General features: G+C 69.3%; 18 protein-coding genes. 7 read left to right on the top strand and 11 right to left on the bottom strand.

The genetic code is table 11. The features are described 5' to 3' along the window. Positions 1-55: 55 nt before the first annotated feature. The 4 genes from ACSGC5_RS13670 to ACSGC5_RS13655 all read right to left on the bottom strand — a co-directional run bounded on the left by ACSGC5_RS13670 (position 56) and on the right by ACSGC5_RS13655 (position 4,109). Positions 56-895: an SGNH/GDSL hydrolase family protein gene (locus ACSGC5_RS13670; RefSeq protein WP_434971152.1), complete on the bottom strand. Its 840-nt coding sequence runs from the start codon at positions 893-895 to the stop codon at positions 56-58. Positions 896-968: 73 nt separating this feature from the next. Beyond that, the gene (gene hisS, locus ACSGC5_RS13665; protein WP_434971166.1) at positions 969-2,219 is read right to left on the bottom strand and encodes a histidine--tRNA ligase; all 1,251 of its coding nucleotides are present in this window, start codon (positions 2,217-2,219) and stop codon (positions 969-971) included. Between the two features lie 31 nt (positions 2,220-2,250). Beyond that, a complete protein-coding gene (locus ACSGC5_RS13660; RefSeq protein ID WP_434971151.1) occupies positions 2,251-2,937 on the bottom strand; it encodes a MazG family protein in 687 nt (228 codons plus the stop codon). Then, the gene (locus ACSGC5_RS13655) at positions 2,934-4,109 is read right to left on the bottom strand and encodes a Na+/H+ antiporter NhaA (protein WP_434971150.1); all 1,176 of its coding nucleotides are present in this window, start codon (positions 4,107-4,109) and stop codon (positions 2,934-2,936) included. The genes ACSGC5_RS13660 and ACSGC5_RS13655 overlap by 4 nt, the downstream gene beginning before the upstream one ends. Before the next feature lie 167 nt (positions 4,110-4,276). Here ACSGC5_RS13655 and ACSGC5_RS13650 point away from each other — a divergent pair, with 167 nt between their 5' ends. The 3 genes from ACSGC5_RS13650 to ACSGC5_RS13640 all read left to right on the top strand — a co-directional run bounded on the left by ACSGC5_RS13650 (position 4,277) and on the right by ACSGC5_RS13640 (position 8,086). Continuing rightward, positions 4,277-6,970, top strand: a complete 2,694-nt coding sequence (locus ACSGC5_RS13650) for a phosphoenolpyruvate carboxylase (RefSeq protein WP_434971149.1) — start codon at positions 4,277-4,279, stop codon at positions 6,968-6,970. Positions 6,971-7,028: 58 nt separating this feature from the next. After that, positions 7,029-7,235, top strand: a complete 207-nt coding sequence (locus ACSGC5_RS13645) for a hypothetical protein (RefSeq protein WP_434971148.1) — start codon at positions 7,029-7,031, stop codon at positions 7,233-7,235. 62 nt (positions 7,236-7,297) lie between these two features. Beyond that, positions 7,298-8,086, top strand: coding sequence for a siderophore-interacting protein (locus tag ACSGC5_RS13640; protein WP_434971147.1), 789 nt, complete (start codon positions 7,298-7,300; stop codon positions 8,084-8,086). Between the two features lie 94 nt (positions 8,087-8,180). Here the strand turns inward: ACSGC5_RS13640 and mfd are convergent, their stop codons facing one another. Genes mfd through ACSGC5_RS13625 form a run of 3 tightly spaced genes read right to left on the bottom strand, consistent with a single transcriptional unit; the run spans position 8,181 to position 13,117 of the window. Beyond that, the gene (mfd, locus tag ACSGC5_RS13635; protein ID WP_434971146.1) at positions 8,181-11,816 is read right to left on the bottom strand and encodes a transcription-repair coupling factor; all 3,636 of its coding nucleotides are present in this window, start codon (positions 11,814-11,816) and stop codon (positions 8,181-8,183) included. Between the two features lie 57 nt (positions 11,817-11,873). Then, positions 11,874-12,458, bottom strand: a complete 585-nt coding sequence (gene pth, locus ACSGC5_RS13630; RefSeq protein WP_434971145.1) for an aminoacyl-tRNA hydrolase — start codon at positions 12,456-12,458, stop codon at positions 11,874-11,876. Positions 12,459-12,493: 35 nt separating this feature from the next. After that, positions 12,494-13,117, bottom strand: coding sequence for a 50S ribosomal protein L25/general stress protein Ctc (locus ACSGC5_RS13625; protein ID WP_434971144.1), 624 nt, complete (start codon positions 13,115-13,117; stop codon positions 12,494-12,496). A gap of 248 nt (positions 13,118-13,365) precedes the next feature. Between ACSGC5_RS13625 and ACSGC5_RS13620 the strand changes: the two genes are divergently transcribed. Together ACSGC5_RS13620 and gndA are read left to right on the top strand one after the other, a co-directional pair. Further along, the gene (locus tag ACSGC5_RS13620) at positions 13,366-13,491 is read left to right on the top strand and encodes a hypothetical protein (RefSeq protein WP_434971143.1); all 126 of its coding nucleotides are present in this window, start codon (positions 13,366-13,368) and stop codon (positions 13,489-13,491) included. Between the two features lie 63 nt (positions 13,492-13,554). Continuing rightward, entirely contained in the window at positions 13,555-15,030 is a 1,476-nt protein-coding gene (gene gndA / locus ACSGC5_RS13615; RefSeq protein WP_434971142.1) for an NADP-dependent phosphogluconate dehydrogenase, read from the top strand. A gap of 73 nt (positions 15,031-15,103) precedes the next feature. Here the strand turns inward: gndA and ACSGC5_RS13610 are convergent, their stop codons facing one another. Together ACSGC5_RS13610 and ACSGC5_RS13605 are read right to left on the bottom strand one after the other, a co-directional pair. Then, positions 15,104-15,823, bottom strand: a complete 720-nt coding sequence (locus tag ACSGC5_RS13610) for an ABC transporter ATP-binding protein (RefSeq protein ID WP_434971141.1) — start codon at positions 15,821-15,823, stop codon at positions 15,104-15,106. A 38-nt stretch (positions 15,824-15,861) separates the two neighbouring features. Next, positions 15,862-17,322: an ABC transporter permease gene (locus ACSGC5_RS13605; protein ID WP_434971140.1), complete on the bottom strand. Its 1,461-nt coding sequence runs from the start codon at positions 17,320-17,322 to the stop codon at positions 15,862-15,864. Between the two features lie 193 nt (positions 17,323-17,515). On the opposite strand from ACSGC5_RS13605, the gene ACSGC5_RS13600 reads away from it, so the two are divergent. Beyond that, the gene (locus ACSGC5_RS13600) at positions 17,516-18,247 is read left to right on the top strand and encodes a response regulator transcription factor (protein ID WP_434971139.1); all 732 of its coding nucleotides are present in this window, start codon (positions 17,516-17,518) and stop codon (positions 18,245-18,247) included. Further along, positions 18,244-19,752 (top strand): sensor histidine kinase, encoded by a 1,509-nt coding sequence (locus ACSGC5_RS13595; RefSeq protein WP_434971138.1) that lies wholly within the window; start codon positions 18,244-18,246, stop codon positions 19,750-19,752. The genes ACSGC5_RS13600 and ACSGC5_RS13595 overlap by 4 nt, the downstream gene beginning before the upstream one ends. Here ACSGC5_RS13595 and ACSGC5_RS13590 read toward each other — a convergent pair. Further along, positions 19,739-21,310 carry an FAD-dependent oxidoreductase gene (locus ACSGC5_RS13590; protein WP_434971137.1) on the bottom strand — a complete coding sequence of 524 codons (1,572 nt, stop codon included), beginning with the start codon at positions 21,308-21,310 and terminating at the stop codon, positions 19,739-19,741. The two genes, ACSGC5_RS13595 and ACSGC5_RS13590, sit on opposite strands and share 14 nt — an antisense overlap. After that, the gene (locus ACSGC5_RS13585; protein WP_434971136.1) at positions 21,307-22,209 is read right to left on the bottom strand and encodes an FAD:protein FMN transferase; all 903 of its coding nucleotides are present in this window, start codon (positions 22,207-22,209) and stop codon (positions 21,307-21,309) included. The genes ACSGC5_RS13590 and ACSGC5_RS13585 overlap by 4 nt, the downstream gene beginning before the upstream one ends. Positions 22,210-22,213: the final 4 nt, after the last annotated feature.

Genomic DNA, 22,213 nt, shown 5'->3' with positions numbered 1-22,213 from the left:
ATTCTACTTCACATATAACAAGTACTACAAACGATGGTCGCCGCGACCCTGGGCGCTACGCCTCCTGCGCGGCAGCGACGTCACGTTCCGGGAGCGGGTGCCTGGTCGCCGCGCTCGTGCGCCCGAACCCGAGCGCGCCGGCAACCGCGGGCAGGAGCGCCTCCGCGGTGCGGCGGTAGCCGAGCGGACTCGGGTGGAACCGGTCCAGGCTGAACATCTCGTCGGGTTGCGAGATGAAGAAGGGACCGACGGCATGCCGCAGCGAGACGGCATAGGCCCCCGCGGCAACCGCGGCGTCCGACTGCGCCTCCGCCAGCTGCCTCGACATGCGCGAACCGAGCGAACGCAGCGGCTGGGGAACCGGGCGCAGTGCGCCCAGGTCTGGGCACGTGCCCACGACCACCTGCGCGCCCCGCGCCCGCAGGCGGATGATCGCGGCCACGAGATGATGCACCGCCGTCGACACCGGGATACGGTGGGTGATGTCGTTGCCCCCGACGACGATCACGGCGACATCGGGGCGGTAGTCGTGCGACAGGTCGTCGAGCTGGAGGCCGAGGCCCGAGGACTCCGATCCCACGACGGCCGCCGTACGCAATCGCACCGGGCGCTTCGCCTTCTTGGCCAGACCAATGGCGATGCGGGCACCCAAGGTTTCTTTGCGCCGCTGCGCCCCGAGCCCTGCCGCGATGGAGTCGCCCAGGATCAGCAGGTCGAGGGGCTCGCCGCCGAGCTTGCGCCGCCAGACGCGGTCGGCTTCGATTGCGTCTTCGCCGAGGGGCTTTCCGATAAGGCGTCGCGCCTGCGCCGCCTGCCTATCCAGTACCGCGCGGACCGCGAGCATCGCGGTCGCCAGGACGCCGATCGCGGAGCCGAGCACCAACGCTCCCGTCATCCTCCGACCCATAGCCCGATTGGACCCGGCCGATCTGAATCGATCGTGACGGCAGGGTGAACGCCTGGTCCCGCTATCGCAGAGGTCGCAGTTCGAGCGACTGCACCGTCGCCCCCGCACGAACCGTGGCGAACTGCGTGTACCCGTCGGCGACAGCGCGTTCGAGCAGAGGCTTGAGGTTCTTCGGTCGCTGCTCGAGCCGAACGCGGTCGCCGCGCGCAATCAGTTGCGCCTTGATCGCGACAAGCTCCGCGACGGGCACGTCCCTGTCGTGCACGAGCACAACGGCTGACTGTTCGGCGTCCGCAAGGTCGGCAACGAGATCGACAATGCGTTCGAATCCAATCGAGAAGCCAACCGCGGGCACCTCCTCACCCAGGAAGCGACCGATCATGCCGTCGTAGCGACCGCCGCCGCCCAGGGAGTAGGAGACCAGCGGGTGTGCGATCTCGAAGATCGTGCCGGTGTAATAGCCCATGCCGCGCACGAGGAAGGGATCGAACACGAGCGGCGCGGCGTCGCCGCGAGCACCGGCAACCGCCCCGCCGATCGCGGCCAGCGCATCAATCGCCTCGCTGTGCAGGCCCGCGGGAAGGGCGTCGCGGATCTGCTGCTCGCCGAACCCGCTGACCGACCCCTTCTCGCGCGAGAGGAACTCGGCGAACACGTCGACCGCGGCGGGCGTGGATGAGCGCTCGCGAAGCTCGGCTGTCACGCCGTCCGCCCCGATCTTGTCGAGCTTGTCGATCGTGATGAGGATGCCGGCTCGCTCGGCCTCGGGGAAGCCGAAGTGCTCGAGCATCGCATCCAGCAGGCGACGGTCGTTGATGCGCATCACGCCGCCCTCCAGCCCGAGCGCATCGAGAGTGTCCAGGGTCGCTGTGATCAACTCGGCCTCGGCGCGCGCCGACGCATCGCCGATGATGTCGATGTCGCACTGCACGAACTGCCGGTAGCGACCCTTCTGAGGGCGCTCGGCGCGCCAGACCGGCGCGATCTGCACGGCGCGAAACACCGCCGGCAGCTCAGATCGGTGGCTGGCGTAGAAGCGCGCGAGCGGCACGGTCAGGTCGTAGCGCAGGCCGAGGTCAGACAGCGCCGCGGGGTCATCCGCAGCGGCACGGATGCCGTCAGCGTCCAGCCCGCGGCGCAGAACGTTGTACGCGAGCTTCTCGTTGTCACCGCCGATCCCGGCATGCAGGCGTTCATAGTCCTCCACAACGGGCGTCTCGATCTCATCGAACCCGTGCGCGCGATAACGCTCGCGGATGATGGCGAGCACACGCTCGCGTCGGGCCTTGTCGGCGGGGAGGAAGTCGCGCATGCCGCGCGGCGGATTGACAGGAGGCACCGGCCTATTCTTCCAGGTCAGCAGGCGCCGTCTCGGCCTCTCGGATCTCGCGCTGGAGGGACCGCAGTCGCCCGCGCAGGGCACGTTCGGCATCCCACCCACGGGCCCTGGAGATCACGACCAGACGCAGCAGGGCCTCGCCGAGCTCTTCCTCGGAAGCCGGCGGAACGGTCCCGACTGTCTCCGCGTCGGTCGGCGTGCGCAACCCCACACTGTCGGCCTTGCCGAGCAGCTTCTGAGCGAGCGCGAGAGTCGGCATTCGTTCGCTCACGCCATCGAGGACGCTGGTGCGCGAGCGCTTCTCGGCGGCCTTCGCCGCATTCCAGAGCACAAGGACGTCCTCCGGCGTACGAGCAGTCTCCTCCCCGAACACGTGCGGATGCCGCCGCACCATCTTGTCGGTGAGGGTACGCGCGACGTCATCGATGTCGAACGGATCATCGGTGTCGCGAGAAGCGATCTCGGCGTGGAACAGCACCTGCCAGAGCAGGTCGCCGAGCTCCTCGCGCAGATCCGCTCGCGTCCCGACCTCGACGGCGTCGATGAGCTCGGCGCTCTCCTCGACGAGGTACGGCACAAGCGCCCGGTGGTCGATCTGCTGACTCCACACGCAGGTGTCGCGCACGGCCTTCATGGTGTCGGCGGCACGCCGAAGCGGGTCCGCAGCGACGGGTTCGGCGTGGTCGGTCATGACGCCGTAGCCTCGCCGGTCGCGCTGACGGCGCTTGCCCGGCCCCGATAGCGGCGCGCCCGCATCGACACCAGGACGCCCGCGATGACGACGGAGATGAGAGAGCCCGAGAGCACACCGAGGACGGCCTCGTCGGTGAGCAGATCGTTGCCCTCGAACGCGAGCTCGGACAGCAACAGCGAGACCGTGAAGCCGATGCCGCCGAGCGCACCGGCGGCGAGCAGATCGGCAAGGGGCAGTCGCGGCATCGCAGGATCGTGCGCGATGCGCTGCGAAATCCATCCGAACAGGGCGATGCCCACGATCTTGCCGACGGGAAGCGCGACGAGGATGCCGAAGAACGCGGGCGTGAGTTCGTCGAAGGACACCGCCGGGATGACCACGAGAGCGGAGGAGAACGCGAACAGGGGCAGCACGATGACATTGACCCACGGCTCCATCGCATGCCGTGCATGCAGCGCCGGCTGCTGGGCCATCGCGAGCCCCAGAGCAACGCCCGCGATCGTCGCGTGCACGCCCGACAGGTAGACAAGAACCCACGTCGTCAGTGCCAGCACGACGAGGATCGCGAGAATCGCGCCGCGCGCACGGCTGTCGAGCTTTCGACTCAGGTACCCGAACAACACGACGGCGACCGCGGCGGCCGCGAGCAGACCGATGTTGACACCGTCGGTGAACAGCACCGCGATGAAGATGATGCCGACGATGTCGTCGAGGATCGCGAGCGCGAGCAGGAAGATCCGCACCCCCGACGGCAGGCCGCGACCGAATACCGCGAGCACGCCCAGAGCGAAGGCGATGTCGGTCGCGGTCGGAATCGGCCATCCGTCAGCGGACGCGGTCCCCCACGCGAAGCCGAGATACACCGCGATCGGGACGATCACCCCGCCTGCCGCGGCGATGGCCGGCTGGAGGGCCTTGCGGGCAGAGTTGAGCTGCCCGTTCGTCAGCTCGAACTGCAGCTCGACGGCGACGACGAAGAAGAACAGCGCGAGGAGGCCGTCGGCGATCCAGTGCCCGACAGAGAGCTCGAAGACGCCGGGGATGCCGACGTAGGCGTGCTGGAGATCCTGCACACTGTGGCCGATCGGGGAGTTCGCGACGATGAGTCCCGCGGCCGCGGCCGCGAGGAGCATGATGGCGGGAAAACGCGCAGAACGAAGCAGCGACATGGAGTCCTTTCGGGGGATGCGGCAGCCGATGCCGACCAGACTTCCCGGCTCTCCAGACCCCCATCCTACCGGCCCGCCGCGACGACGCCCGGCGGGAAGGCGACCGCGCATGTCCTACCCCGCTGCGCGTGACCTCGACGAAACACCCTGGCGATACGGTGGAGTCCATGCACGAACTGACCCGGACCGAAGCCATCGATCTCGTCGGCCGATACGAGGCGGGTCAGGAAATCCCCGAGCAGATGCGTGGGGACGTGCGTCTGCTCGGCTCGCTTCTTGGCGAGGTCTTGCGCGAAAGCGGGTCCCCGGGCCTGTTCGAGGACGTCGAACGCCTGCGCCTTGCGACGATCCAGGCCTACACGGATGAGACGCCGGAGGCCTTCGCCCACGCGACCGAGGTGGCAGAGTCGTTCTCGATCGACCGCGCGCACGAAGTCGCGCGGGCATTCACCGCCTACTTCCACCTGGTGAACCTCGTGGAAGAGCACCAGCGGGTGCGGATCGTGAGGGAACGGGACGGACGCCCGGACAGCGAGGGCGCTGCCGACTCGATTGAAGCCGCGTATTCGAGGCTCGCCGACGAGATCGGTGAGGACGCGGCACTCAACCGCCTCCAGGCGCTGCGATTCCACCCGGTCTTCACGGCGCATCCGACCGAGGCCCGCCGCCGCGCGGTCTCCTCGAGCATCCGCCGACTCGCGGGCTTGCTCCAGGAGCACGACGACCGCTTGCGCGACGGCAACGACCCGACGAGCGTCGAACGGCGCATGGTGGAGGAGATCGACACCCTATGGCGAACGGCGCCCCTGCGTCCCGAGAAGCCCTCCCCGGTCGACGAGGTCCGCTCGGTCATGGCGATCTTCGACGAGACGCTCTACACGGTCGTCCCAGCCGTCTATCGCCGCGTGGATGACCTGCTCCAGGGCGAGCACGCGGGCGGCCGCGCGCCCCTGGTCACGCCGTTTGTGCGCGTCGGATCCTGGGTGGGCGGCGACCGCGACGGGAACCCGTTCGTGACGGCATCCGTGACCCGAAAGGCTGCCGGCATCGCGGCGGAGCACATTCTGCTCGGCCTGGAGCGCACGACCCAGCGCATCGGACGGACACTGACCCTGGATGCCGAGACCACTCCGCCGTCGGAGGCGCTGCTGACGCTGTGGAAGCGCCTCAAGGCCGCAGACGAGGACGCCGCCACCGAGATCGCGAAGCGGTCCCCGAACGAGCCGCACCGCCGCATCCTGCTGATGCTCGCCCGGAAGATCGACGCGACGCGGCTGCGCGACGCGGACCTGGCGTACCGGGAACCGAGCGAGTTCCTCGCGGACCTCCGCACGGTGCAGGACTCCCTCGTGGCGGCCGGCGCCGCACGCCAGGCCTACGGGCATCTGCAGCAACTGATCTGGCAGGTCGAGACGTACGGTTTCCATCTGGCCGAGCTCGAGGTGCGCCAGCACTCAGCCGTGCATGCGAAGGTCCTCGCCGAGCTGGACGCGGCAGCCGGCGCCGGATCACCCGGCGAACTGTCGGAACAGGCCGACGAAGTCCTCGAGGTCTTCCGCACGATCGCCTTCCTCCAGGAGCGCTACGGACCCAACGCTGCCGGGCGGTACATCGTCTCCTTCACGCAATCCGCCGATGATCTTGCCAACGTCCACCGCCTGGCTCGCTACGCGGTGGGCGACGGCGGGCGACTGCCGGTCCTCGACGTCATCCCGCTGTTCGAGACGTTCGCCGACCTGCAGGCGGCGCCGCGCATCCTCGCCGAGATCGTGCAGCATCCGGAGTTCGCCGAACGCCTGTCCCGCACCGGTCGCCGCCTCGAGGTCATGCTCGGGTACTCGGACTCCTCGAAGGACGTCGGTCCGGTGGCTGCGACCCTGGCGCTGTACGAAGCGCAGGCGGAGATCGCCGCGTGGGCGAAAGCGGAAGGGATCGAACTGACGCTCTTCCATGGCCGAGGCGGCGCTCTCGGGCGAGGAGGCGGCCCCGCGAACTCCGCCATCCTCGCTCAGCCGCCGCATTCGGTCGATGGCCGCTTCAAGCTCACGGAACAGGGCGAAGTGATCTTCGCGCGCTACGGCGACCCCGAGATCGCCATGCGCCACATCGATCAGGTGGCCGCCGCCGTGCTGCTGGCGTCCGCCCCCTCGATCGAACGGCGCAACAGCGGAGCGGCCCGCCGATTCGCCGAGGTCGCGGCAACTCTCGACACCGGCTCGCGCGAACGGTTCTTCGAACTGGTGAAAGCGCCCGGGTTCGCGCCGTGGTTCGCGCAGGTCACGCCCATGGAAGAGATCGGTCTTCTGGCGCTCGGCTCCCGGCCGGCCCGGCGCGGGCTCTCCGTCGAGTCGCTGGCGGATCTCCGGGCGATCCCCTGGGTGTTCGCCTGGGCCCAGGCGCGCATCAACCTCGCCGGATGGTTCGGGCTCGGCACCGCGCTGGACGCCGTGGGCGACGAGGATCTGCTGCGGGAGGCGTACGAGCAGTGGCCGCTGTTTCGCACGATGATCGACAACGTCGGCATGAGCCTTGCCAAGACGGATCCGCGGATCGCGCGACGCTACCTCGCCCTCGGCGACCGTGATGACCTCGCGGCACTCGTGCTCGACGAGATGGCGCTGACGCGTTCCTGGGTCATCCGTCTCACCGGCGGCGACGAGGTGCTCGCCAACAAGCCCGTGCTCCAGCGCGCCGTCAAGCTGCGCAGCCCCTACGTCGACGCGCTGTCGCTGCTGCAGCTGCGAGCGCTGCGGGCGCTCCGCGATGCCGCCGCGTCCGATACCCCCGCTGACCCCGATCAACAACGGCTTCTGCTGTTGTCGGTGAGCGGGGTCGCCGCCGGGCTGCAGAACACCGGCTGATCGACAGCGATCGCGCGTCGCTGCGCACCATGTCGGCAGCCCGGGCTAGCGTCGGGGCATGGCGATCACGACGAGCACCACATCCGTCTCGGTCAGCCGCGCCAAGGCGGTCGCCGGCACCGAGACCTGCCCGTTGTGCGGCACCGACGAGGTGCGTGTCGACGACGTGGCGTGGTTCGCGGTTGAGTTCGAGCGCCGCGCCGAGGTCGATGTGCAGGATGCCGTTGTCTTTCTCTGCCGCGAGTGCGGAGTGAACTGGGACTGAGCCAGCCACGAAGTCGCGCTGGCCAGACCCGGCGGTTGGCGTGCGGCACTACCGTGGAGGGGATGGCACTCTCCTCCCGAACGACCTCCCGCGCTCCCCGGCCGACGATCGAGCTCACCGTCCTCGATGCGACGTGGCTGAATAGCCAGCTCGTTCGGGTGCGCCTGGGCGGAGCAGGTTTCTCCCAGTTCCAGGACCGGCCCGAGACCGACAAGTACGTCAAGCTCAGGTTCCCTGCCCCCGAACCCGGCGCTGCGCCGGTCACGCGCACCTACACCGTTCGCCGTGTCGACCACGACGCACAGGCGATCGACATCGACTTCGTCATCCACGGCGACGAGGGCCTCGCCGGCCCGTGGGCGGCAAGCGTCCGACCGGGGGCGACGATAAGCCTCATGGGTCCCGGCGGCGGTTACTCCCCCGATCCGGGTGCTGAGTGGCATCTCTTTGCGGGCGACCTGTCAGCGGTGCCTGCCATCGGCGCGGCACTCGAGGCGCTCGCGCCCGACGCTCAGGGAACCGCCGTCATCGAGGTGGACGCCGAGGACGCGATCGTCGACCTCGCGCGCCCCGCCGGTGTCGAGCTCGCGTGGGTCACCAACCCGGATCACGCCACGTCGGTCCTGGCCGACGCCGTCCGGGGAATCGAGTGGCGCGAGGGGCGTGTGCATGTCTTCGCTCACGGGGAGCGCGAAGCCATGAAAGAGCTGCGGCGCGTGTTCTTCGAGGAGAAGGGCCTCGAGCGGGGGCAGGTGTCGCTGTCGGGGTATTGGGCTCGAGGGCGCACGGAGGACCGGTTCCAGGCCGAGAAGCGCGAGCCGATCGGCCAGATTCTGCCGCCGACGTCGTAGTCGCCGTCTCGCACACGCGGCGGGATCCGCACAGCGACGGGTCGATCGGCCCGAGCCATGCGTGGTTGTGCGGATTTCCGCGATTGTGGGCCGTTCAGGCCTCTGTCGCGTCAGGCACGGAGGCCTCGGTCGCGACCGGCTCGGGCCAGAGTTGGCCGAGCAGCGTGTCCACCCACGCGATGAGGTCGGCATCCGCCACCGGTTCCCCGTCAGCCTTCGGCAGGGGCACGACGACGGCCTCGCCGCCGGCCAGCAGCTTGGCCGCGGGATACAGGCGCTGCAGGCGCACGCGCATCGAGTCCTCGAGGCGTGCCGGCGCGATCCGCAGGTTCGGCCCCATCGCCACCACATCCGTGAGACCGGCGCGCGCCGCCCGGCGGCGCAGTCGCGCCATCGAGAGCAGTCCCGCGACATCTGCCGGCGGCTCACCGTAGCGGTCGGTGAGCTCCTCGATGACCGCGTCGATCGCATCATCCTTCGCCGTGGCCGTCGCAGCCGCCGACAGCTTCTGGTAGGCCTCCAGACGCAGTCGCTCGCTGTCGATGTAGTCCTCGGGGATCCGGGCCTGCACCGGCAGCTCGAGCCGCAGCTCGGCGGGACCTTCGACATCCTCGCCGCGGAAGGTCGCGACGGCCTCGCCGATCATCCGCAGGTACAGGTCGAAGCCGACGCCGGCGATGTGGCCGGCCTGCTCGGCACCGAGGAGGTTGCCGGCCCCGCGCAGTTCGAGGTCCTTCAGCGCGACGCGCATGCCGCTGCCCAGGTCGTTGTTGACGGCGATCGTCTCGAGCCGGTCGGCAGCCGTCTCGGACAGTGGCTTCGTGTCGTCGTAGAGGAAGTACGCGTACGCCCGCTCGCGGCCTCGACCCACGCGCCCTCGCAGCTGGTGCAGCTGAGAGAGGCCGTACTTGTCGGCACGGTCGATGATGATCGTGTTGGCGTTGGGGATGTCCAGGCCCGTCTCGACGATCGTCGTCGAGACCAGGACGTCGGCGCGCCGCTCCCAGAAGTCGTCGACGACCCGCTCGAGCTGGTGCTCGCCCATCTGGCCGTGCGCCACCGCGATCCGCGCTTCCGGCACGAGCTCGGCCAGCTCGCTCGCGACCCGCTGAATCGACTGCACGCGGTTGTGCACGTAGAACACCTGCCCCTCGCGCAGCAGCTCCCGGCGGATCGCCGCCGCGATCTGCTTGGGGTTGCGCGCACCGACGTAGGTGAGGATCGGATGCCGATCCTCCGGCGGGGTCTGCAGGGTCGACATCTCCCGGATGCCGGTCACCGCCATCTCGAGCGTGCGCGGGATCGGCGTGGCGCTCATCGCCAGGATGTCGACGCCGGTCTTGAGCTTCTTGAGCGCATCCTTGTGCTCGACACCGAATCGCTGCTCCTCGTCCACGATGAGAAGTCCCAGATCCTTGAAGACCACCTTCTCGGTGAGGATACGGTGGGTGCCGATCACCATGTCGACCGACCCGTCCGTGAGCCCGTCGAGGGTCTCCCGGGCCTCCTTGTCGGTCTGGAAACGCGACAGTGGCTTCACCGTGACCGGGAACCCGGCGAACCGTTCCGTGAACGTCTCAAGGTGCTGCTTGACCAGCAACGTCGTCGGCACGAGCATCGCGACCTGCTTGCCGTCCTGGATCGCCTTGAAGGCCGCGCGCACGGCGACCTCGGTCTTGCCGAAGCCGACATCGCCCGACAGCAGCCGGTCCATCGGGATCGGCCGCTCCATGTCGGCTTTGATCTCGTCGATCGTCTGCAGCTGGTCCGGCGTCTCCGCGAACGGGAACGCCTCCTCGAGTTCGCGCTGCCAGGGCGTGTCGGGACCGAACGCGTGACCCTTGGCCGCCATCCGCGCCGAATACAGCTTCACGAGCTCGACGGCGATGTCGCGCACCGCCTTGCGCGCACGCCCCTTGGCCTGCGCCCAGTCGCTGCCGCCCATTTTCGACAGCGTCGGGGTCTCTCCCCCGACATACCGCGAGAGCAGATCGAGCTGATCTGTGGGCACCATGAGCTTGTCGCCCGGGTACCCGCGCTTGGCCGGCGCGTACTCGAGCACGACGTACTCGCGGACGCTCTTGACCGGAGTGCGTCCGCCCGACGAGACCTCGCGCTTGGCGAGCTCGACGAACCTGCCGATGCCGTGCGTGGCGTGCACGACGTGGTCACCGGGCGTGAGCTGCAGCGGATCGACGACGTTGCGTCGCTTCGAGGCGAGTTTCTTGACGACGCGGGTGTCGCCACCGATGGTGCGCCCATAGAACTCCGACTCGGTGAGCACCGCCAGCCGGATGTCATCGAGCTCGAACCCTCGCTCGAGCTGCGCAAGCACGAGCGAGGCCCGGCCCGGCTCGGGAATGGCATCCGGATCGTCGAGGATCGCGGCGGGGATCTCGCGGTCGGCGAGCACATCGCGGGCACGCTCGACCAGGCCCACCCCGGATGCGGTGATCACGACCGTCCACCCGGAGGTGACTCGGTCGGCGACATACCCGGTCGCGCCCTCGACGTTGCCCTGGAACGAGGGGACGGGACGGGCCGGCACGCGCACCGGGGCCTCGTCGCCGCTCTCGGCATCCGACGGCGTCAGCAGGCCTTCCGCGGCGGCATCCCCGGCGCCGGAGTCGAAGGGGCTGAGGCTCCACCACACGCCGGAGCGCTCGTGGACTGCCTCGCGCAGGCGCGCGAGAGTGAGGAAGTCTCCGGCACCGAGGTCGACGGGGCTGTGTGCGCCGGCGGTGGCCGCGTTCCAGGCGGCCTCGAGGAACTCGTGATTGGTCTCCGCGAGCGTGCGAGCACGGGTGCGGGAGCGCTCGGGATCGACGAGCGCGACAGCCGAACGCTCCGGAAGATAGTCGACGAGCGTTGCCATCTGCGGCGCCAGGGCCGGCGTGAGCGACTCCATCCCCTCAGCCGGTATTCCCTCGGCGACCTTCTCGAGCATGCCCTGCAGCGCCGGCAGCTGCGCCCCGAGCGCCCGTGCCCGAGTCCGGACGTCGGCGGTCAGCAGCAGCTCGCGCCCGGGCAGCAACTCGACGGCGTCGATGTCGCCGGGCAACGACCGCTGGTCGGCGACGGAGAACGCGCGGATCTGGTCGACCTCGTCGCCGAAGAACTCCACTCGATAGGGATGGTCGGCCACCGTCGGGAAGACGTCGAGGATGCCGCCGCGCACCGCGAACTCGCCCCGGCGGGAGACCATGTCGACGCGGTGGTAAGCCAGTTCCACGAGGCGCTCGACGATCCGTGCGAGATCATTCCCCCGGCCGCCGGCACGCAACCGCACCGGCTCGATGTCGGTGAGCCCGGCAGCGAGAGGCTGGAGCGCGGCGCGCACGGATGCCACCACGATCGTCGGTGACACGGATGCCTCGCCTGCGCCACCTGCCAGCAGGGACAGCGTCTGAAGCCGGCGCCCGACGGTCTCCGGACTGGGGCTCAGCCGCTCGTGCGGCAAGGTCTCCCACGCGGGAAAGGGCAACACGCGCGCGTCCGGCGCGACAGCCTGCAGCGCGGGGATGAGGGATTCCACCCGCCTGCCGGTCGGCGCGATCACCAGCAGCGCGGGAGCGTTGCCGGCGTCGATCCGGCGGCGCAGCACCGCCGTCAGCAGCGGCGCGTCAAGGCCGTCGACGACCGAGACATCGGCATCCGTGACCGCAGCGGCCACAGCATCCCGGAAGTGTTCGGACCGATCGAGGGCGCGCGAGATCCCGGGAAATGTCACCGGATGATTCTAGGCGCCCCAGCGGCCCGCGGCGTCCCAGCCGCTAGCTGCGCCTACTCAGGGACGGGGAGCGTGGTGCACCTGCTGCGCCGCGAGCAGACCGTCCGACACGAGCCTTTCGACCGCGTCCGCCGCGTCCGAGACGGCGAGCGCCAGTTCTTCGCGCGCTGCGGCGGGGAAGGGCTGCAGCACCCAGTCCGCCGCGTCCTGCCGACCCGGCGGACGGCCGATGCCGACCCGGACGCGGGGAAAGTCCGGCGTGCCCAGAGCCTTCGCGACATCCCGTACGCCGTTGTGTCCCCCGTGACCGCCGCCGACCTTGAGGCGCACGGCGTCGAAGGGGATGTCGAGCTCGTCGTGGACGATCACGACACGCTCGGGAGGGATGCCGTAGAACTGTGCGAGTCCGGCGACGGGCCCGCCCGATACGTTCATGAACGAGTTCGGCTTTGCCAGCACGAGCTTGGCGGCACCCGGGCGCAGCCAAGTCTCGGCGACGCGCGCGTTCGCCTTGTGCGCGCGAAACGCCTCGCTACGCCGTGCGGCCAGCTCATCGATGACGAGCTGGCCGACGTTGTGACGCGTGCGTTCGTACTGCGGACCGGGGTTGCCGAGCCCGACGATGAGCCAGGCATCGCTCACGACTCGACGCTCCCTCGCCCGGACCGGCCGTCAGCTCACTCGGCTTCGGCGGCCTCGGCGGCCTCGGCAGCGGTCGCCTCAGCGGCGTCGGACTCCGCCTCGGCGTCGCCGGCACTCGCGGCAGCCGGCACCGAGATCGCGACGATGAGCACCTCGGGGTCGGTGACCAGCGTGGAGCCCTTGGGCAGCGCGAGATCGGCAGCCGTGATGTGCGTGCCCTCCTCGAGGCCCTCGACATCGACCTCGACGTGCTCGGGGATGTGGGTGGCCTCGGCGGTCAGCGACACGGTCGTCGCGTCGAGGTTGACGATGGTGCCGGGGAAGGACTCGCCGACCACGACGACGGGAACGTCGACCTGGACCTTCTCACCCTTCTTCACGACCACGAGGTCGATGTGCTCGATGATCTGGTGCACGGGGTCCTTCTGGACATCCTTGACCAGCGCGAGCTGGGACGTGCCGGCGATGTCGAGTTCGACGAGCGCGTTCGCGCGGCGCACGAGCAGCAGCATCTGGTGACCGGGAAGCGCCACGTGCACGGGGTCGGTGCCGTGCCCGTAAAGGACGGCGGGGATCTTGCCGGCGGCACGCAGGCGGCGGGCGAAGCCCTTTCCGAAGTTCTCGCGAAGCTCGGCGTGGACAGTGGTGTCTTCGGACATGTGCATTCTCCTTGGGCAGAGACCGGGTTCTGTTCTCAGCCCGGACGTGGTGGGGATTCGACTCAACCGCGAGCGAGAGCGCGTGAGGAAACCGTGAGGCCGCACACCCTCGTCGATAACGGATGCTCGACGCGGCGTGTCCTGCGCGCGCGAGCATCCCTCGCCGAAGTTCAGTCCGCAAGTCTACCAGCGAGGCCGGTATCATCGTGACGGGCCCCGACGGGCCCGCTTCCCGAGAGCAAGGACGGATGATGGACGCCCAGGTCACCTCGAACATTCTCGTCGCCGTGATCGGCATCCTCACGCTCGGAACGCTTGTCGGTGTCGTCGCCGCGTTCTGGTCGATGGGACGACAGGCCTACCGCAAGGACTGAGCTGGAGCGTTCCCCTAGGCTGACTGCGGCGATCACCCGCCGATCGACGACCAGGGAGTGAACGTGACGGAACAGGCAGCGACCAGCAGCGCGACAGCGAACATCGGGGTCATCGGACTTGCAGTGATGGGTTCGAACCTCGCTCGCAACCTCGCCAGCCGCGAGGGAAACACCGTCGCGATCTTCAATCGCAGCCCCGAGAAGACCGAGCACCTCGTGGCCGAGCACCCCGAGGCGGGGTTTGTCGCGACGTTCTCGTATGAGCAATTCGCCGCATCCTTGACCGTGCCTCGCACGGCGATCGTCATGGTCAAGGCGGGCGCGGGCACGGATGCCGTCATCGACGAGCTCGTGCGCGTCTTCGAGCCCGGCGACATCATCGTCGACGGCGGCAACGCCCTGTTCACCGACACGATCCGCCGCGAGAAGGCAGTGCGTGAGACGGGCATCAACTTCGTCGGCATGGGCGTCTCGGGCGGTGAGGAGGGCGCGCTGCTGGGCCCGTCCCTCATGCCCGGCGGATCGGACGAGTCCTGGGTGACGCTCGGCCCGATCCTCAAGACCATCGCCGCCGTCGCCGAGGGCGAGCCGTGCGTGACGCACATCGGCCACGACGGCGCGGGGCACTTCGTCAAGATGGTGCACAACGGCATCGAGTACGCCGACATGCAGGTGATCGCCGAGGCGTATGACCTCATCCGCCGCGCGACCGGCTACTCCCCCGCCCAGATCGCCGACGTGTTCGCCGAGTGGAACCGCGGCGAACTGGAGTCCTACCTCATCGAGATCACCGCCGAGGTGCTGCGCCAGACGGATGCCCTCACCGGCGCGCCGCTCGTGGATGTCGTGCTCGACCAGGCCGGCGCGAAGGGCACCGGCGGTTGGACGGCGCAGACCGCGATCGACCTGGGCGTTCCGGCATCCGGGATCGCCGAGGCGGTGTTCGCGCGGTCGCTGTCGTCCCACCCCGAGCAGCGCTCCACCGCGGGGGTGCTGCCCGGCCCCGACGCTGATGCGCAGACCGAGCGGGTCTCGGACCCCGAACAGTTCATCGAGCAGGTCCGCCGCGCCCTGTACGCGTCGAAGATCGTCGCGTATTCGCAGGGGTTCGACATCATCCGCGCCGGCGCCGCCCACTACGGCTGGAACATCGATCTCGGCAAGGTCGCGGCGATCTGGCGCGGCGGCTGCATCATCCGTGCCCGGTTCCTCAACCGGATCACCGAGGCCTACGCCGACGCCGCCGACCTGCCCGTGCTGATGACCGCGCCGTTCTTCGTCGACGCTCTCGCCGGCGCCCAGGACGCCTGGCGGGCTATCGTCGCCCATTCGGCAGCCTCCGGGATCCCCGCGCCCGTCTTCTCGTCGTCCCTCGCCTACTACGACGGTCTGCGCGCGGGGCGCCTGCCCGCGGCCCTCATCCAGGGACAGCGGGACTTCTTCGGCGCCCACACCTACAAGCGCATCGACCGCGAGGGCACCTTCCACACGCTCTGGTCGGGCGACCGCACCGAGATCGCCGCGGTCGACACCCACTGATCCCACGACAGGGGCCGCGGCCAGGCGATACGGGATCGCCGGCCGCGGCCCCTGCGCGTCGGGATGCTGCGGCTCAGAGTTCGCGCACGCTGCCCTTCTCGAGCCGGAGCCGCCGGTGTGCGCGCCGCGCGACCGCGGAGTCGTGGGTCACCACGATGAGGGTGAGCCCGTCGCGGTTGAGGCCCTCGAGCAGGGTCAGGATCTCGTCGCGCATGTGCTCGTCGAGATTGCCCGTCGGTTCATCGGCCAGCAGCACCCGGGGACGCTTGGCGATTGCCCGCGCGATGGCCACGCGTTGCTGCTGCCCGCCTGACAGCTCGCCCGGGCGGTGGTCGGCACGGTCGGCCAGCCCCACCTGGGCGAGCGCCTCGGTGACCTTCTCCCGCCGCTGGGCGGCAGTGAGCCCGAGAGGCTCGAGGCCCATGTCGACGTTCTCGTAAGCGGTGAGCGTCGGGATGAGGTTGAACCCCTGGAACACGAAGCCCACCTCCCTCGCGCGCACGAGCCCGAGTTGGGTGTTCGTGGCCGTGGCCAGGTCGGTCTCGCCCAGCTTCACGACCCCAGAGGTGGGGCGGTCCAGCGCTCCGAGAAGCTGGAGCAGCGTGGACTTGCCGCCGCCGGTCGGCCCCTGAATCGTGACGAAGTCCCCCTCGCGGATCTCGACGTCCACCCCGCCCAGAGCCTGGATCCTGCGGTTCTTCTGCGGGTAGACGCGCGTCACCTTCTCGAGCCGGTAGATGGCGGCGGGCAGCTGTTCGCGGATGCTGGTGCCCGCAGTCGTGGTCATGCTCATGGTCGTGGTCCTTTCCTTCGTGGCGGGGGTTGCGTTGCTCATCCGACCGACCGCAGCGCTTCGGCAGGGCTGAGGCGGGCAGCGCGCCAGCCGCCGAAGGCCCCGGCGAGCAGTCCGCCGGCGACGGCGATCCCGACCGCGGCGACGAGCACGGAGAGCGTGATCGGGGCATGCAGCACGACATCGGCCGCGGACTGGGTCATCCCGACGAAACCGCCCATACCGCCCTGCGCGGGGCCGCCCTGACCGGGTCCGCCCTGCACGCCCGAACTCGTGGCAGAGATCGTCGGCGAGACGAGATTGACCACCCAGATCCCCAGGAGCCCCATCGCGAGCCCGATCGCCCCGCCGATCAGGCCCTGCACGAGCGACTCGCCGGCGACCTGCCCGACCACGCGCCCGTTCGACCAGCCGATCGCCTTGAGGGTGCCGAACTCCCGGGTTCGGCGGGTCACCCCCGAGATCGTGAAGAGCACGGCGAGCGCGAGTGCGACAGCCAGCACGAGGATCGAGAGCCAGGTCCCGAGGTTCGAGATGAGCGCGGATGCGCTCGACAGCGAGGACGAGACCGTCGCGGCCAGGTCGGACTGCGAGCTGACGGTGACGTCGGCGACACTGGACTCGATCTCGATCTGAACGGCCTCGATCTGGTCTGCCGAGCCGGCCTGGACGTAGACGGTCGAGACGACGTCCTCGAGGCCCGCGAGAGTCTGGGCGACATCGAGCGGGATGTACACGTTCGCGGCGGTATCGGCGTCGCTCGAGGTCGAGGCGACGATGCCGACGACCTCGACGTCGGTGCCGCCGACATCGATCGCCTCCCCCACCGCGATCTCGTTCGTCGACGCGTACGTGGCGTCGACGACGGCGACGTGCGAACCGGCGTCATCCGCCGTCAGGGCGCGGCCCTCGGTCACCTCGACGGCGGAGAGCGGACCGACCGCGGTGTCTGCGGGGTCGATGCCGAGCACGGTGAACGAGTCCAGATCGAAGGCGCTGCCGCCGGCCCCGTCCGGACCGCCGGCGGGCGGCTGACCGCCGCCCTGTCCGCCCTCGCCGCCCTGCGGCATCTGGGTGACATCGGGCATCTCGCCCGAGAACGTGATGTTCGTCAGCGACAGGGCACCCGATGCCGCCGCGACGCCGTCGAGCGAGGCGACGGTGTCGATCGTCGATGCGTCCAGGGTGCCGCGCATGAAGTCGGCGGTCAGCCGCGACTGCGACACCGAGGTGGTGCCATCGGCGGTCTCACCCTCACCGCTGCCGAACTCGAAGCGCTGCGGCCCACCCTGGCCGGGCTCGGCTGCCACGCCCGTGACGGTCAGATCCGTCCCGACGCCGTACACCGACTCGAGCGCCTGCGCCTGCGCGTCCCGCACGCCCGCGGACAGGGAGTTGACGACGATGACCAGGGCGATGGCGATCGCCAGACCCGCCGCCACGATGATCGTCTGCTTCGTGCGGCCCGCCAGTTCGCGCCGCAGGTAGGTCCAGTACATGAGTCTCCTTCCGCCGGCGCAGAGCCGGCCGTCGGGATGACGGTAGGGACGGGCGTGATGAGCAATCCCAGCGCTCGCTATGAGCCGGTTATGCCTCCTGGCGACGCGACGGACACTCGCGCGCGCACGGATTCACAGACAGCCCATAGTTCGCTCCATAGGAAACACATAGCGGGCGCCGCAGAATGGTGACATGACCTCCCCCGCCCCGTCTCTGCGCCGCCCGGACGGCGCCGCCCTGCGCATCCTCGTCGTCGATGACGAGCAGATGCTCACCGACCTGCTGTCGATGGCCCTGCGCATGGAGGGCTGGGACGTCCGTACGGCGGGGTCGGGCTTCGAGGCCCTCCAGGCCGTGCGGGATTTCGAACCCGACGCCATGGTGCTCGACATCATGATGCCCGACCTCGACGGCATGGCCGTTCTCCACCGCTTGCGGCAGTCGGGCAACGACGTCCCCGTGCTCTTCCTGACCGCAAAGGATGCCGTCGCCGACCGGGTCGCGGGCCTTACTGCGGGCGGAGACGACTATGTCACCAAGCCGTTCAGTCTTGAGGAGGTCGTCGCCCGGCTCCGGGGCCTCATGCGCCGCGCCGGCACAGCGACCAACAGCGAGGAGGAGCCGATCCTGCGGGTAGGCGATCTCTCACTCAACGAGGACAGCCACGAGGTGGAGCGGGGCGGAGACGCGATCGAGCTGACCGCGACCGAGTTCGAGTTGCTGCGCTACCTGATGCGCAACCAACGCCGGGTCGTGTCGAAAGCCCAGATCCTCGACCGCGTATGGAACTACGATTTCGGTGGCCGCTCGAGCGTCGTGGAGCTGTACATCTCGTACCTGCGTAAAAAGATCGATCAGGGCAAGGAACCGCTGATCCACACCGTCCGCGGCGTCGGCTACATGATCAAGGCGCCCACGTCGTGACACCGGCACGCGAAGGCGATGCCCCGGCCGCGCCGCCACGCGAGGACGTCCCGGCCGCGGTCCCTGTTCGGGACTGGCGGCATCGCTGGAGCCTGCAAGCACGCCTGATCGTCGCGATCGTCGGGATCGTCTCACTCATCCTCATCCTCATCGGAGTGGCAACCAGCACGCTGCTGCGCAGCATCCTGGAAGACAACCTGGACGCGAGCCTTCGTGATGCCGTCCAAAGCGTGCAGCTGGTCCCCGGGGCAAGTGCCGAGCAGATCTTGGATGCCGGGCGCCAGCCACCGGGATTCCTGTGGGTCATGAGCACCGGTGACGGCATCACGGGAGCCTATGTCACGGCCGATGAGGACGTCCGCGCGCTCACCGGCACCCAGATCCAGCAGTTGGTGACCTCGTCCACGACGGACTGGGGCACTGTCACCATCGATGGCCTCGGCACCTATCGGGTCGCTTTCGCGGGCCAGCCGGGAAGCCTGTTCGGAATCGCGGGGCTGCCGATCTCGGAAGTGACCGACACTGTCGCGCAGATTCTCACGACGGTGGCGCTCGTGACGGCGGGCGGCCTCGTGCTCCTGGGACTTGCCGTCACGGTCATCGTCCGCGCGAGCCTGCGTCCGCTACGGCTGGTCGCCGACACCGCGGAGCGGGTGGCGAGCGTACCGATGTCCGAGGGCGCCGTCTCGATCGCCGACCGGGTCCCGGCCGAAGAGACCGACGAACACACCGAGATCGGACGGGTGGGGCACGCGTTGAACACGCTGCTCGACCACGTGGATGCGTCGCTGGATGCCCGGCAACGCAACGAGGAACGGATGCGGCGCTTCGTCGCCGATGCGAGCCACGAACTGCGCACCCCGCTGGCGTCGATCCGCGGATACTCCGAACTGTCGCTGCGCGATCCCTCCTTAAGTGACACGACAGAGTCGGCGCTGACGCGGATCCAGGCGCAGTCGCTGCGCATGACGAGCCTTGTCGAAGACCTGCTGCTGCTGGCACGCCTGGACGAAGGTCAGGAGCTCGTCTACGGGTCGGTCGACCTCACGCGCATGGCCGTGGAGGCGCTCGGGGATGCCCAGGTGGCCGGGCCAGACCACCTCTGGCGACTCGAGGTCGACGAGGAGCCTGTGACGCTGCCCGGCGACGCCTCACGCCTCCAACAGGTCGTTGCCAACATCCTCGCCAACGCCCGCACCCACACGCCCGCCGGCACCGAGGTCACCCTCACGGTCGAGCGCGACGGCGAGGACGCGGTCGTCCACGTGCACGACAACGGCCCGGGCATCGATCCGACGATCGCCGACGAACTGTTCGAGCGCTTCTCGCGGGCTGACAGGTCGCGAGCCCGCCAGACCGGAGGAACCGGTCTGGGGTTGTCGATCGCCCGTGCGATCGTTCACGCACACCACGGTGAGATCTCGGTGCGTAGCAGCCCGGGCGACACGACGTTCACCGTCCGCCTGCCCATCAGGGTCGAGGCGGCCCCGATCAGTAGCCGCTGAACGCGTCCGTCGTCACCGACTTCGCCCGCTCCAGCGCCGGCGCAAGGTCGGCGATCAGCCGTGGCGGCCCTGAAATTGCCGCGTGACGGGTGTGCAGATCGGGGACGACCTCCAGCAGTCCCGCAGCATCCAACCGCACCCCACGCGCCCACTGCCAGTTATCGGGCAACGGGCCGGGATCATCGCGGGTGAACACCACGACGGGGACGCCGGACTGCGCGATGTCGTCACGGAAGGCGAGTTCCGCGGCCTCGGAGGCCACATAGACCAGGACGATGTCGCGCTGTTGACCGCTCGCGTGAAGGTGGCGCAGCTGCGACACGAACGGCGTGATGCCGATGCCGGCCGCCACCATGAGCAGCGGGGTCTCGACGCGGGACGGCAACACGAAGTCGCCCCAGATTCCGGTGACGGCCAGCGAAGCCCCGTCGCCGACCTCGGCAAGGGCGCGCTTGTACGAGCTGGGAGCGGGTCCGGTGCCGGCCGGGTATTCCCGGAACGCGATCCGGATGGTGGGCAGGTCCTCGGGAGCCGACGCGATGCTGAACTCCCGTCGGGTTCCCCGGGCATCGGGCCGGTGATGCGGGACGTCGAGTTCGAGGTACTGCCCGGGAAGGAAGTGAACGCGCCGCTTGGCGTTGAAGGTCAGCATCCGCACCGTCGGGGTGATCATCTGCCGGGACTGGAGGGTCAAGCGAACGGCGGCGCGCACCGAGAACGCGAACGCGACGAGGTTTCCCACCAGCAACGCGCGCTCCTGGCCGAGGGTGACCTCGCCGAGTGAGATCGGCCAGCCGGCGAGGACTCCGACGACACCGGCGACCAGGAACTGCTGCCAGCGGCGAGGAGGCAGCGTCAGGGGCTCCGAGAGCATGAAGATGCCGAGGAACAGGAACGGCGATGACCACAGCAGGGACCAGAACACCGTCCCCGGGTCGACAGCAAGCCCGGCCGACTGGTACTGGATCGTCGTCCGCACGAAACCGACGGCCACCGCGACCAGCAGGAACAGCGCAACGACACGGACCTTTTCGGTGCGCCAGAGCACGGCGAGTCCGAACAGCAGAACGGGGGCCGCGAGCACGGGCGTTCCCACCCACCACGCCGAGGCACCGAGCGCTGGCACCCAGATGCTCACGATCGTGAGAACTGCGGCTCCGACGGCCGCGGGGTTGAAGATGTGACGCCCCCGCCACGCGAGGACGTACTTGGATGCAGCCGCCACGGCGCCGGCCAGAGCGACACCGACCAGGGCCAGCGGGTCCAGAGACGGCCGAAGGATGAACAGCAGAATGAACGCCGTGATGACGGAGGACTCCAGGCGCAGCGACTGCCCGATGATCCGGTGGGCCACGATGTCGACGACGCCGCACGCGAGCGCGAGCACGACGAGCGTCGCCAACAGCTCGAGCGGTGTCGGCGCCACAAGCCCGAAGAACGAGACCCCGAACGCGACGACGGTCAGCGCGACCAACGCGAGGAACACCATGCGGTACATCGAGAACGTCCCGAGCACCGCGAAGACTCGATTCCACCCGGCCGTGAGAATTCCGATCATGTGAACAACTCTGCCTTACACCTCTGGGTCCCGAAGCCGGCCGACCACTCCACCCGACCAGCCGTCGTCATGCGCACCCACTCGACTCCCCACCGGTGAGCGAGTTCAGCGCCGCCCTCGAAGAACAGGGCGGTCGCGACGGCATCCGCCACCATCGCGCTCGCCGCGATCGCCCACGTGGCCGCGATCGTGCGCACCGGGGTGCCTGTCCGGGCGTCGAGGACGTGGTGCAGCCCCTCGCCCCAGGCACGCCGGTTGGTCGCTGACGCGCACAGCGCGGCGTCCGCGAGCTCGACGACGCCCACGATTCGCCGCGGATCATACGGATGCTCGAGGCCGACCCGCTCGGGTGCTGCGGAGGCACGGATATCGCCGCCCGCGTCGACAGTCAGACGTCCCGGTTTGCGCGACGCGAGCTCCTCGTACACGCGGTCCAAGAGTCGCCCCTTGCCGACCGCGCCGATGTCGATGAGGGCGGGCTCGGCGAGCTGGAGCAGCCCGTCACGGATGGACACCGTGCGACGCCAATCCCGCGGTGCGCTCACGACTCCGCGCGAGCGCAGCGAGTACGACCGGTCGTACCCGAGGGCTTCCAGGGATGCGCCCACCAGCGGGCTCACCGCGCCGGAGGTCGCGTCGTCGAGGTCCGCGTAGACGGCGAACATCGCCTCGGCGTCTACGGGAAGCGGCCGCGAACCCCCGAGTGCGGACAGCGCGGTCACCGTCGAGTCCTCCCGGAACCGAGACCACTCCCGATCGAAGGCGTCGATGAGCGCCGACACCGCGGCGCGATCGCTGTCGGTCAGTGCATCGACGGTATCGACGGTCCACTGGGTTCCGATCGCCTCGAAGCGCCACGCCGCGACATCATCTCTGTCGCCGCGCGCTCCGCCACTCATCGGG

The organism is Microbacterium sp. bgisy207 (assembly GCF_965345035.1).
Lineage (GTDB): Bacteria > Actinomycetota > Actinomycetes > Actinomycetales > Microbacteriaceae > Microbacterium.
The sequence above is the reverse complement of the archived record's forward strand: the minus strand, read 5'-3'. Positions and strand labels throughout refer to the sequence as shown.

What these genes read in the sequence shown, in the direction of transcription:
- ACSGC5_RS13670 (WP_434971152.1), bottom strand. Translation starts at nt 895, where the DNA reads ATGACGGGAGCGTTGGTGCTCGGCTCCGCGATCGGCGTCCTGGCGACC.
- hisS (WP_434971166.1), bottom strand. Translation starts at nt 2,219, where the DNA reads ATGCGCGACTTCCTCCCCGCCGACAAGGCCCGACGCGAGCGTGTGCTC.
- ACSGC5_RS13660 (WP_434971151.1), bottom strand. Translation starts at nt 2,937, where the DNA reads ATGACCGACCACGCCGAACCCGTCGCTGCGGACCCGCTTCGGCGTGCC.
- ACSGC5_RS13655 (WP_434971150.1), bottom strand. Translation starts at nt 4,109, where the DNA reads ATGTCGCTGCTTCGTTCTGCGCGTTTTCCCGCCATCATGCTCCTCGCG.
- ACSGC5_RS13650 (WP_434971149.1), top strand. Translation starts at nt 4,277, where the DNA reads ATGCACGAACTGACCCGGACCGAAGCCATCGATCTCGTCGGCCGATAC.
- ACSGC5_RS13645 (WP_434971148.1), top strand. Translation starts at nt 7,029, where the DNA reads ATGGCGATCACGACGAGCACCACATCCGTCTCGGTCAGCCGCGCCAAG.
- ACSGC5_RS13640 (WP_434971147.1), top strand. Translation starts at nt 7,298, where the DNA reads ATGGCACTCTCCTCCCGAACGACCTCCCGCGCTCCCCGGCCGACGATC.
- ACSGC5_RS13625 (WP_434971144.1), bottom strand. Translation starts at nt 13,117, where the DNA reads ATGTCCGAAGACACCACTGTCCACGCCGAGCTTCGCGAGAACTTCGGA.
- ACSGC5_RS13620 (WP_434971143.1), top strand. Translation starts at nt 13,366, where the DNA reads ATGATGGACGCCCAGGTCACCTCGAACATTCTCGTCGCCGTGATCGGC.
- ACSGC5_RS13610 (WP_434971141.1), bottom strand. Translation starts at nt 15,823, where the DNA reads ATGAGCATGACCACGACTGCGGGCACCAGCATCCGCGAACAGCTGCCC.
- ACSGC5_RS13605 (WP_434971140.1), bottom strand. Translation starts at nt 17,322, where the DNA reads ATGTACTGGACCTACCTGCGGCGCGAACTGGCGGGCCGCACGAAGCAG.
- ACSGC5_RS13600 (WP_434971139.1), top strand. Translation starts at nt 17,516, where the DNA reads ATGACCTCCCCCGCCCCGTCTCTGCGCCGCCCGGACGGCGCCGCCCTG.
- ACSGC5_RS13590 (WP_434971137.1), bottom strand. Translation starts at nt 21,310, where the DNA reads ATGATCGGAATTCTCACGGCCGGGTGGAATCGAGTCTTCGCGGTGCTC.
- ACSGC5_RS13585 (WP_434971136.1), bottom strand. Translation starts at nt 22,209, where the DNA reads ATGAGTGGCGGAGCGCGCGGCGACAGAGATGATGTCGCGGCGTGGCGC.